This window comes from Mucilaginibacter sp. Mucisp86, from assembly GCF_047324315.1.
Classification (GTDB): domain Bacteria; phylum Bacteroidota; class Bacteroidia; order Sphingobacteriales; family Sphingobacteriaceae; genus Mucilaginibacter.
In genome coordinates, this window is sequence record NZ_CP168503.1 from 4,535,313 (window position 1) to 4,547,575 (window position 12,263).

The 12,263-nt window shown below is 42.5% G+C and carries 7 protein-coding genes; all 7 read left to right on the top strand.

What is annotated here, in order from left to right; translation table 11 throughout:
- Positions 1-188 precede the first annotated feature (188 nt).
- The 7 genes from ACEN9X_RS19260 (at position 189) to ACEN9X_RS19290 (ending at position 12,257) form a co-directional block, all read left to right on the top strand.
- Complete coding sequence (locus ACEN9X_RS19260; RefSeq protein WP_413666667.1) at positions 189-776, top strand: RNA polymerase sigma-70 factor; 588 nt, start codon at positions 189-191, stop codon at positions 774-776.
- A 151-nt stretch (positions 777-927) separates the two neighbouring features.
- The gene (locus tag ACEN9X_RS19265) at positions 928-2,112 is read left to right on the top strand and encodes a FecR family protein (RefSeq protein WP_413666668.1); all 1,185 of its coding nucleotides are present in this window, start codon (positions 928-930) and stop codon (positions 2,110-2,112) included.
- A 195-nt stretch (positions 2,113-2,307) separates the two neighbouring features.
- Positions 2,308-5,658, top strand: a complete 3,351-nt coding sequence (locus ACEN9X_RS19270; RefSeq protein ID WP_413666669.1) for a TonB-dependent receptor — start codon at positions 2,308-2,310, stop codon at positions 5,656-5,658.
- A 46-nt stretch (positions 5,659-5,704) separates the two neighbouring features.
- Entirely contained in the window at positions 5,705-7,540 is a 1,836-nt protein-coding gene (locus ACEN9X_RS19275; protein WP_413666670.1) for a RagB/SusD family nutrient uptake outer membrane protein, read from the top strand.
- 69 nt (positions 7,541-7,609) lie between these two features.
- Complete coding sequence (locus ACEN9X_RS19280) at positions 7,610-8,944, top strand: IPT/TIG domain-containing protein (protein ID WP_413666671.1); 1,335 nt, start codon at positions 7,610-7,612, stop codon at positions 8,942-8,944.
- 215 nt (positions 8,945-9,159) lie between these two features.
- Entirely contained in the window at positions 9,160-10,713 is a 1,554-nt protein-coding gene (locus tag ACEN9X_RS19285) for a hypothetical protein (protein ID WP_413666672.1), read from the top strand.
- 26 nt (positions 10,714-10,739) lie between these two features.
- Positions 10,740-12,257, top strand: a complete 1,518-nt coding sequence (locus ACEN9X_RS19290) for a right-handed parallel beta-helix repeat-containing protein (protein ID WP_413666673.1) — start codon at positions 10,740-10,742, stop codon at positions 12,255-12,257.
- The last annotated feature ends 6 nt before the right edge of the window (positions 12,258-12,263 follow it).

Consider the following 12,263-nt stretch of genomic DNA (forward strand, 5'->3'; position numbering starts at 1 on the left):
AACAAATTGGAGGCCTTAACCCAAGTACCCGCTTAATTGCAGATGCGATATAAATGGTAACAATTGATGGGCAGGCTAAAAAAGATCTCCGTACCGGCGTTGATCAGCAATTTGGATGGGAGCGGGTTTTAGATTAAAAAACAATAAAAAATACTTTCTTTGACGTTGCCAATTAGTTATAATGCGGAATGAATAGCCCCGAAGTTCAGTTATTGTCTGATGACAGACTTATAGCGTTGATTCAAGAGAATGATATTGTGGCATTTGAGCGCATCTATAATAAATATTGGTCAAAACTTTATCTTTCGGCATACAATATACTCAGGGACCGCCAGGTATCTGAAGATATCACCCAGGAGGTATTGGTAAACCTGTGGATGAAACGGGCTAACCTGCAGCTCACTTCTTTAAACGCCTATTTATATACCGCTGTCCGTTACCAGGTGTTTAATATTATACGTTCCGGCAAAGTAAAAGCAGACCTTTTTAACAGGCTGGAAGAACTTTTTAGCAAAAACGGTGGTGAAGAAATCCTATCTGAAAAAGAAATTAACCGTTTGCTGGAACAGGGAGTTGCCGAATTGCCTGAGAAATGCCGGCAGATATTCATTATGAGCCGCAGAGAGCATTTATCAACCAAAGAAATTGCAGAACGGCTTGAGATTTCGCCAAAAACGGTTGAAAACCAGTTAACCATAGCGTTGAATCGTTTGCGCAAAACGCTGGGCGATTTTGTTTGCCTTGCTGTTATCATGTCTTGTGGGCGTTGGTTTTGATATTGTTCCTATCTCCATTTATACTCTTTTTTCCAACTCGTTTTTTTATCTGATTCTCTGAAATTTCATGATTTGTTAATAGTCAGGAAATATTTACAATTTCTTTGGGGGTACCCCCGGTGTTGCGTTACTTACATGCAACAACTAACTAATGGACAAAGAACTACTGATAAACTTAATCAATAAATATCTTTCCAATCAGGCCACTGCCGATGAGGAGAAGTTTTTATTTGACTATTACGATACGCTCCAAAAAAACGAATTGAAATGGGATGAGTTTTTACTGGGCGATGAAAATATTGCTAAAACAGAGCTTTACAGCAAAATATTACAGGAAATAAAGGCTCGGGAATCTGCCTCTAAAAGGATTATTTTTTTGAGGAGCCGATGGTTTGTAGCTGCATCTGTAGCTTTGTTCCTGGTTGTCTCATCTTTATTGGCTCTTTACTTAAGGCACAACAATTCTTCTTTATTAGCTAAAAATAACGCGCTGCCTGTTAGTAAGCATACGGTTGCTCCTGGCGGTAATAAGGCGTTATTAACTTTAGCTAACGGCTCAAAAATTACCCTTGATGATGCCGCTACAGGGCAGCTGGCCAAGCAATCAGGTGTAACTATTACCAAAGCTGCCAATGGCAAATTGATTTATACTATTGAAAATGCACCATCAAATTCAACAGGTTTAGCTCAACAGGCTTATAATACCATTGAAACCCCCAGAGGCGGCCAATACCAGGTTAACCTGCCCGATGGTTCAAAAGTTTGGTTAAATGCCGGTTCTTCGCTCCGTTTTCCAACAAACTTTACAGGGAACTTACGCAGTGTTGAATTAACTGGCGAGGCCTATTTTGAGGTAGCAAAAAATGCCCAAAAACCATTTAGGGTTCTGAGTAACAGCCAGGTGGTTGAAGTTTTAGGTACGCATTTTAACATCAGTTCCTACATCGACGACAGCTCGGTAAAAACTACTTTATTGGAAGGTTCTGTTAAGGTATTATCCACCAAATCAAATCAATCGAAACTGTTGAAACCGGGGCAACAATCAAATATCAATTATTCAGACAATTCAATTGATATTCAGACGGTTGATACCGAAGAGGTGGTAGCCTGGAAAAATGGCTATTTTCTGTTTGTTGATGAAGACCTGAAAAGCATTATGAGTAAGCTGGCCCGCTGGTATAATGTTGATGTAGAATACACCGGTAATGTAGATAATTTAAGGTTTGGGGGCATAGTATCGCGCTCAAGAGACTTAGCCCAGGCGTTGAAGATCATAGAACAAACAGGAAACGTTAAAACTAAAATTGAAGGAAGGAGGGTTACCATTATGCCGTGATATTTTACTTGCATTGAGGTAACCTTAAAATAAGCCGGAAGTGGTGGAACACTTCCGACTAAAGCGTTAGGGCTTACCATGAAACTAAATTCGTAGTCCAATTACACCTTAAACCCAAACAAGTTCAAATGTATGAAATGTTATGAAATAACATTATATGGGGTCCCCTGTATAAAAAATAAAGCTTTGTTGATTATGAAACTATCCATCATCTTGTTGGTAGCAACCATACTTCAGGCGAGTGCTTCAGGTTACGCACAAAAAATTACATTATCAGAAAAAAATGCTCCATTAGAAAAAGTCCTTAAAGAAATTAGGGAACAAAGCGGATATGATTTCTTCTATAATTCAAAGGTGATTAAGCAAGCTAACCCGGTAAGTATCAATGTTCTGAATACCGAATTAGAGGAAGTATTAAAGCAAACATTTAAAGGGCAACCGTTTATATATAGTATAAACGAGAAAATTATTATTATTAAACCTAAACCTGTTGAAACACAACCTCAATCTATACCCATTATAAAAGTTTCAGGGGTTGTCACTGATTCAAAAGGCGTTACTTTACCCGGCGCAAGTGTGCGCATCAAAGGGACTGATAAGGGGGTAATAACTGATAGCGAGGGGCGGTTTACCATTGAGGCTAATGATAACAGCACCCTTGTTATTTCATTTGCCGGTTTCATTGCCAAAGAAATTACGGTTAACGGAGCAACATCTTTCCTGACCGTTCAGTTACTTGACGATACTAAGGGTATAAATGAAGTAGTGGTAGTAGGGTATGGTAAACAAAAGAAGCTGACCATAACCGGGGCTGTTACAACGGTGAATGTTGCTGATATAACAACTCCAAACCGTTCCCTGTCTAATGCACTGGCCGGAAAGGTAGCCGGGGTTATATCGATGCAAAGAAGCGGGGAGCCGGGTTATGATAACGCGTCATTTACCATCAGGGGCATTGGCACTTTTACCGGTAATTCAAACCCGCTTATTATTATAGACGGCGTGCAGCGCGATGACGTAAACAGTACCTATGGAGGGGCCTATAACAACATCGACCCAGAGGATATCCAGAGCATTTCCCTGTTAAAGGATGCATCATCAACTGCAGTATACGGGGCTAAGGGCGCCAACGGCGTTTTGATCATCAACACTAAAAAAGGTGTCGCTGGTAAACCTAAGATCTCCTTTAAAACGGAAACATCCATGTCGGGCCTTACCCGAACGCCTAAAATGCTGGATGCAGTATCTTGGATGAGGCTGCATAACGAGGCAACTACAAATGATGGTAACCCGGCTGCATATTCTGAAGAAACTATCCAGAAAACAGCGAGCGGACTGGACCCATACCTTTATCCAAATGTCGACTGGATAAAGTCTGTATATAAGAATTGGGCCCCCGGCTACAATACCAACTTAAATGTTACCGGTGGCGCTTCGTCGGTAAGGTATTATGTTTCTGCTTCTTTTTATGACCAGGAAGGAAGTTATAAAGTAACCAAACAAAACGGCTACAACCCCAACCTTAACTTTAAACGTTACGATTTCAGGTCAAATCTTGACATTGATATCACCAAAACTACCTTATTGACCATGAACCTGGATGCGATGCTGGTGAGCAGCCGCTACCCCGGTATCTCGGCAGGAAATATCTGGTATGAATCGTACTTAACTCCACCTAACGCGTTCCCGATAAGATATCCCGATGGTAAATGGGCAGGCCCTTACAACAATGGCGGCTCCAACCCGGTAAATGATATCCAAAACTCAGGTTACAACAGCGAGTTTCGCCCTACCATACAGTCTGTTTTTTCCCTTAACCAGAAACTGGATGCTATCACCAACGGACTAAGCGCCATGGCCAGGTTCTCGTTCGACTCGTACAGCGAAAATGACAATGGCAGAACAGGCACCAATGATCTTTACTTAGCTTCTTCAAGAGACCCGCAGGGTAACCTGGTATTAGGCCAGTCGAGATATGGAAGCCAGTTTTTGGGTTATACCCAGTATTCATCTGCCGAAAAAACCATGTACCTGGAAACCAATATTAATTATGATCAGTCTTTCGGCAAACACCATGTTGGCGGGTTGCTTTTGTACAATATGAGGTCAAGGGTCCAGAGCACAGCAGGGAGTGTTATAAACTCTATCCCTTACAACAACCAAAGCTTGGCCGGCAGGGCAACCTATACCTATGCCGATAGATACCTGCTTGAATTTGATGCCGGTTATACCGGTTCGGAAAACTTTGAGCCGGGCAAAAAATTTGGTTTTTTCCCGGCTGTTTCTGCTGGTTGGGTAATTTCGAAGGAACCTTTTTTCAAGGGTTTTTCAAAAACGTTTAACCTGTTTAAAATAAGAGGTTCTCATGGCCTTGTAGGTAATGATCAGATTGGATCTCACTATCAAATCACCAGGTTCCCTTATATCAACCAATATGGCAGCGGCGGCTCTGTGGGTTTAGGCCTTAACGGAACTGTATATGGTGGCACTAAAGAAACTGTTATAGGTGTTGAGAACCTGACATGGGAAAAAGCCAGGAAAGATAATATTGGCCTGGAAATAGGGCTGTTCAATAAACTGAATATCACTATTGATGCCTATAAAGAGAGACGGACAAATATTTTAGTTCAGCGAAGCTCATTATCAGGGATCCTGGGTGTAAGCGGGGTTGTATTTGCCAATTTGGGCGAAATGAATAACCACGGTATTGAGGGTAACATTGAATATAATGACAATATAGGCAAGGTTGGCTTGCGTCTTTATGGCAATTTCACTTATAACAATAATAAAATTGTACAGCAAGACGAACCGAAACAGCTGTATGCTTATCAACAATCAACCGGGCGCAAATATGGCGATAACCTGATGTATGTTGCGGAAGGATTATTTACCTCGCAGGAAGATGTTGATAAAAGCCCTACACAGTTTGGCGCTGTGTTAAGGCCCGGCGATATCAAGTACAAAGATGTAAACGGTGATGGCGTGATCAACAGCTATGACAAGGTTTATACCGGTAAATCCGACATCCCTACCATATTGTATGGTGCAGGGTTTACGGTTGGTTATAAAAAGTTCGATCTTTCCCTTTTCTTCCAGGGAACCGGTAATGTAATTATCATGGCAAACGGTTCTTCTATAACTGGTGCAGGTGCAGAGGGCGCGGGTATAGTGCCGTTTACAGGCATGGGCACCTATCCATCGGGTGTGCTTGCAATTCTCGAGAACAGGTGGACAGTTGATAACCCGAGTCAGAATGTATACTATCCACGCTTAGGCATTGCTAATCAAAACAGTAATAATTATCAGCCGAGCACGTGGTGGTCAAAAGACGCGAGTTTTGTCCGTTTAAAACAGGCTACATTGGGTTATACTTATAAGCCCTTGTTTCTTACCAGGGCGGGTATTAACTCAGTTTACCTTTATTTAACGGGGCAAAACCTGTTAACCTTCTCCAAATTCAAACTTTGGGATCCTGAACTTGGCTCTAACGGCGCAGGCTATCCACCGGTACGAATACTTGCCCTTGGATTAAGGGTTGCGTTATAGAAATCGTGAATTTAAATCAGTTTCAAAAGAATTTAAAGTGTGCCAAATGAAAAAAAACATACTAATAATGGTAGTTGGGATATGCGTCCTGAGTGCCTGTTTATCGTCATGTAATTACCTTAATAAAAAACCGGATAACCTGCTAACATCAGATCTGATCTGGAGCACCAGGGCTAATGCCGAATCATACTTGTATAACATTTACGGCTATATTGTAGAAACCGATGGGGGAGATTACAGCGCAATGGGGGCCAGTGACGAGTCATCGGTATCCATCCCCGGTACCAATGTAAGGCAAATGGTTGTTGGCAACTGGAGCCCCGTAAATGCCTATTTTGATCACTGGGATAATTATTACACCGGCATCAGGTCATCCTTCATTTTTGAAGCCAATATTGATAAGGTCCCGTCCAGCCAGTTGAGCGTCAGCCTGAAAAATCAATATAAAGCCGAAGCCCGTTTTTTACGGGGATGGTTTTACTGGCAGTTAATGAAACAATATGGCCCGGTTGTGAAAATAACCGAAGCGTTAAGCTTAAATGATGACTTTAACAAGTACCCAAGAGCGTCTTTTGACGAATGTAAGGATTACGTTAACCAACTGATGGATCAGGCTGCTTCGGGCTTACCTGCCCAATGGCCCTCAACCAGTAATTATGGCAGGCCAACAAAGGGCGCGTGCCTGGCGGTAAAAGCACAGCTGGCTTTACTGGCGGCAAGTCCGTTGTGGAACGGTAATCCGTCATTTGCCTCTTTTAAAAATCAGGATGGTACCCCACTGGCACCTACAGCGTTTGATGCCGGCAAATGGAAAATAGCTGCGGATGCAGCAAAGGCCGTAATAGATCTTGGTGCATACAAGTTATTTACAAATCTTGACAATGGCGGAACTCAGTTTGATCCTTATCTATCGGTTAGGGATCTTTTCTTAACAAACTGGAACAACGAGATCATCTTTTCAAGAAACTCCTGGAGTTACTGGGGATATACCAAATGTGTATCGCCGGGGCCGGGAGGATATAGTATGTACAACGCCACCCAAAATGTGGTGGATGCGTTTTATATGAATAACGGCCGCACCATTGACGACCCGCGTTCGGGATATACAGCTACAAGTTTTGCCCAAAGTAATGGTGCCAAATATTGGGAGCACAGTAAAGGGCAATGGAATATGTATGCTAATCGCGAACCGCGTTTTTACGCCTATATCCAGTATAATGGCCGGCCGGTATTGCCTGCGCCAACTGTTGATGATAAAAACTATTATTCATCAGATGCCAATATTGACGGAACAGGCCGGGTTGAATTTTATTATAATGGTAAAGCCGGTGCAAAAGCCAGTGGTGCAAGTAATAATATTACCGGATATGATGTATTGAAAAACGTAAGTCCTGCCGATAATATAAGGCAGGATGCCACCAATTACCGGCCTTTTATACTCATGAGATACGCCGAGATATTGCTGGATTATGTGGAGGCTTTAAATGAATATGATCCCTCTAACTCCAATATCGTGCTTTATCTTGATCAGATCAGGACAAGGGCCGGCTTACCCGGTATAGAAACCGTTTATCCGGAAGCTGTTGGAAACAAGGATTTAATGCGGAAATATATTTTAAGGGAACGCCAGGTTGAGCTTTGTTTTGAAAGCGACAGATACTTTACCCTTGTAAGAAGGTTGTTGTTGGGTGCCGATGAAAATCAGACCATTTACGGGCTGAATGTCAACACGGATGATCAGGGACAGGGATTTGCTTTTACCGGTCTTTACACCAAAACGCTTTTTCAGAAAAGGGTGTGGAACAATAAAATGTACCTGTTCCCAATATCTCAGTACCAATTGGACCGCGATAGGGCATTGGTACAAAATCCGGGTTGGTAATGCCGGCTCTTATTTACCCAATAGGGTGTGAAAGATCTGGAAATAAATAATTAAACCTTAATTATTCAAATGAAAACATTCATAAACATATTGGCAAAAGGTATCAATCAATACCTGCTTGCCGGGGCACTTTTTATAATGGTAGCTTTTATAAGCTGTAAAAAAGAAAAAGTTCCTGCACATGACCCTGCATCACCTATCAGCATCACTACATTTATCCCGGCACAGGGCGGTGGCGGTACCGAAGTACTCATCTCCGGTACTAACTTTTCAACAGATACCTCGCAAATTTCGGTTACCCTGAATGGGGTTAAACTGAAAATCATCGGCGCCAATACCAAACAAATGATGGTAGTAGTGCCTAAAAAGGCTGGTTCCGGGCCTATCGTTGTAACTATTGGAAAAGGAACCGCAACAAGTACCGATAATTTTACATATCAATATACCAGGACTGTCACGACACTGGCAGGGTCGGGCAAGGCTGGTTTTGCAAACGGCCAGGGTACAGATGCCATGTTTGATTTTAGCGGGCAAAGCTGGTACAGAAGCATGGGGATTTCTGTTGATGACAACCTGAATGTTTACGTTGCCGATCCCGGAAATCACTGCATCAGGAAAATTGACACTGCCGGTAATGTATCCACGCTCGCAGGTAATCCCCAGGTGTCGGGTTATGCCGATGGAAAAGGGAGCGCGGCAAATTTCTCCATACCTTATGATGTAGCTGTTGACGCCCAGGGAAACGTATATTCTGTTGATCCCGGAAATTATGATATCCGTAAAATAAGTCCCGATGGTACTGCAACCACCTGGGCCTGGGGTAACCAGTCGCCATGGAGTGTTGCTATCGACAAAACAACGGGTTATGTTTATTACTCCAGTTGTTCCAGCCCTGGAAATATCTACCAGGTATCGGCTCAGTGGACTACCAAACAGGTAATATCCGGCCTTAACTATCCCGCTGGAATCAAATTTGACAAAGCCGGCAACTTATACGTATCGGTTAACGGCGACCAGGTTATCAGGAAATTCAGTGCCGGCGACTGGAATGGCAGCATCATAGCAGGGCAACTTGGGGTTTCAGGGTATTTAAACGGAGCCGCTACAACTGCAAAATTTGCTTATCCATGGGGCATCGCGGTTGATAACAGCAACAATATTTATGTAGCCGGCAACGGAACATGGGACGGCGGAAGCTATAACCCTGATCAAAGCATCCGCTTTATCCAGGCCAATACTTTTGATGTAAGCACCTTTGCCGGCAGCGGTACAGCAGGATACGCTGATGCTATAGGCGGATCTGCGCTTTTCAGCGCGCCAACCGGTGTTGCAGTTGATAAAAACGGAACTGTTTATGTTTTGGATAAAATCAACAACCGGATAAGAAAAATAGTTTCGGAATAATGATGGTCCGCATTGAAAATACTATCACAGTTTGGTTTTCAACCCTGGCAATGTCCTTTTGTTGCCGGGGAAAATTTGAGTAGTAGTTAATAATTGTTTGGTTTTATTTAAGGGTACCCCGTAGCAGAAAACATGTTTCTGCTACGGGCAGGTACTGCCTGGCTTTTAGTGCGGATAAGCTTAAGCGGGTACGCTGATTTTTTAGAATAGATTTAATGAAACGTTATATAAATATCTTTTTAATACATGTTTTTGCCATTCAGGCTATGGCCTGCAGCAAAAAAACAGTGGGTAACGATGTAATCACTTCAACCGGTAATACACATATCTACTATGTATCGGTTAAGGGCTCTGATGCTAATTCTGGCAAAATCAATGCACCTTTCCAATCTATCAACATAGCCCTGAGTCATGCCATACCCGGCGACACCGTAATGGTAAGAGGAGGCACCTATTTTGATAAAGTGGCATTTCCCCAATCGGGTATCATGAACAAGTTAATTACTTTAAAAGCATATCCCGGCGAAAAGCCGGTGATAGACGGGAGTAAAATAATTGTTTCGGGTTGGGTGCCGCTGGTTATGCTAAGCAATGTAAGGTATATAACATTGGATGGCTTTGACATTTGCAATCTTACGAGCTCAACTTTTAATACCGATCCTGAAGGTATCGCTATCAATGGCAATTCGCACGATATCACTATCAGGAACTGTAATATTTATAACATAAAGAACAACGCATCCCTGAACGACTGGCGAAGCGGGCACGCCATACTGGCTATAGGCAACGGAACTACCGCCATTACTAACCTGGTTATTACGGGCTGTACTGTACATGATACGCAGACGGGTACAAGTGAAAATGTAACACTGGCCGGTAATATTGACGGTTTTGTTTTTAGCCATAATAAAGTATATGATACAGAGAACATCGGGATAATTGTTGCCGGTGGCGATGGTTTAAATCCCAAAGGAGATGTGGCTACCAACTACGCCCGCAATGGCGTGATAAGTGATAACATTTTTCACGATAATACCATGACCAGAACCCCGGAAACCTGGGGGCCTGACAGGTATGGTGCTATCTCCATTTACGTTTGCGGCGGTGCTAATACTATTATTGAACGAAACAAGGTGTACAATAGCGACAGGGGCATAGGGTTGGTGAGCGAAAGCAACGTATATGCGACCAAAACTACCATCGTGCGAAACAATTTTGTATATAACTGTTATCGCACAGGTATATACATGGGCGACTACCTGAATTACACTTCGGGCGGAACTAAAAACTGTTACATCGTAAACAATACCTTATATCAAAACGACCGTGTACCAGGCGCGTTTGGCGAAATTGAAGGCGAGATAAGACTTACGGAGCATTGCGACAATAACGTGATCAAAAATAACATAGTTTATGCAAGGCCTGTTGATGTATTTATTCATAAGTATACCACAACAGGCAGCAATAACATTATCGACAATAATTTATATTATACTACGGGCACTCCGCAATGGGTCTGGAACAGTACTAACGGCGCACCATATACTGATTTGGGCGCCTGGAAAGCAGCCAGTGGCAATGATGCCGGTTCAATAAACGGGCAGGATCCTCTTTTACTGAATATTTCATCGCCTGACCTTCATATACAATCAGCCTCTCCTGCAAAAAACACCGGAAATGTAATCTCTGCCGATATAAATGGAACTACAGATATTGATGGAAATGCACGCATTGTAAATAATAAGATAAGTAAAGGCGCACAGCAGTAAGGTTTTTAGTTAAAAAAAGTATGCTTATGAAATGTAATATCAATGTTTTTTTAATGCTTGGTTTTGCTGTACAGGCATTTGGCTGCAGCAAAAAAAACGATGCAGGCGGTAATGTTACAACTACCGGAAACACTCATGTTTATTATGTAGCTGCCAACGGGCAGGAGTCAAACAAAGGAACAATCGATGCGCCTTTTCAAACTATCAATAATGCGCTCTCCCGCACCATTCCCGGCGATACCGTAATTGTAAGGGGAGGGGTATATAGCGAAAAGGTTGTATTTCCCAAATCGGGGGTGATGGATAAATATATTACGTTAAAAGCATATCATGGCGAAACCCCTGTAATTGACGGGAGTGCTTTTAGTGTTAACGGGAGGGAAGCCCTGATAACTATTGATAAAGCAAAGTTTATTGTTGTAGATGGCTTCGAAATACGCAACTTCAAAACCGCTACAGGCGATCCTAAAGCCATTATGGTTGAAGGCGGATCTGATTATATTACCGTAAAAAACAACACTATATACGGCATTGATTATACTCAGCTGCCGCTTAACGGGGGCGGTAACGCTATTTTGGTTATTGGAAATACTTCTGATCCGGTAACTAATATTACTGTTACGGGGAATACCATTCACGATTGTAAAACCGGTTATGGCGAAAATTTAACAATCAACGGCTATGTTGATGGTTTTACCGTTACCAACAATACCATCTATAACGCTCAAAATATCGGCATTGATGCAGCCGGAGGCTATGCGGCCAATAGTGATCCCGCACTGAACTATGCCCGTAACGGAATTATCAGCGGCAATACCCTTTATAACATTGAAAGCAAAAGGGGGCCGCTTGGCGGGCATGGCGCTATAGGTATTTATGTGGATGGTGGCAGAAATGTGATAGTAGAAAAAAACAGGGTGTCTGTTACAGACAGGGGGATTGGTGCAGTGAGCGAAACCAATGGATTCCCAACCGACCACGTCACTATAAGGAATAACCTGGTATATAACTGTTGGTGCGCCGGTATTTACATGGGTGGGTACTTAAATTATACAGGTGCCGGTACAAGTAACTCGGCCGTTGTAAATAATACTTTATATAACAATAACCAGGCGTTAGGCGCCTTTGGCGAGATAGAAGGAGAGATAAGCATCAGAGAAGATTGCACTAATAATGTTATAAAAAATAATATCATTTACGGCGGGGCTGCTGATATGTTTATTCACAAGTATACCAACAGCGGATCGGGCAATATCATTGACTACAATCTGTATTATACAACAGGTGCCGCGCAGTGGACATGGAACGGCATTTCATATACCAGCTATAGTGCGTGGATGACCGCCATAAACGGGGACGCTAATTCAACAAATGGAGTAGCACCATTATTTATAAATACATCCACCCCCGATTTTCACCTTCAGTCATCCTCTGTAGCAAGGAACAGCGGTCAGGTGATATCTGAAGCCGTTAATGGCAATACTGATTTTGATAATAAACAACGTATTGTTAATAAGCAAATAAGTAAAGGTGCTTATCAATGATTAATC

Excerpts from the sequence above, each read along its gene's own strand:
- ACEN9X_RS19260 (WP_413666667.1), top strand. The coding sequence starts at position 189 with ATGAATAGCCCCGAAGTTCAGTTATTGTCTGATGACAGACTTATAGCG.
- ACEN9X_RS19265 (WP_413666668.1), top strand. The coding sequence starts at position 928 with ATGGACAAAGAACTACTGATAAACTTAATCAATAAATATCTTTCCAAT.
- ACEN9X_RS19270 (WP_413666669.1), top strand. The coding sequence starts at position 2,308 with ATGAAACTATCCATCATCTTGTTGGTAGCAACCATACTTCAGGCGAGT.
- ACEN9X_RS19275 (WP_413666670.1), top strand. The coding sequence starts at position 5,705 with ATGAAAAAAAACATACTAATAATGGTAGTTGGGATATGCGTCCTGAGT.
- ACEN9X_RS19280 (WP_413666671.1), top strand. The coding sequence starts at position 7,610 with ATGAAAACATTCATAAACATATTGGCAAAAGGTATCAATCAATACCTG.
- ACEN9X_RS19285 (WP_413666672.1), top strand. The coding sequence starts at position 9,160 with ATGAAACGTTATATAAATATCTTTTTAATACATGTTTTTGCCATTCAG.
- ACEN9X_RS19290 (WP_413666673.1), top strand. The coding sequence starts at position 10,740 with ATGAAATGTAATATCAATGTTTTTTTAATGCTTGGTTTTGCTGTACAG.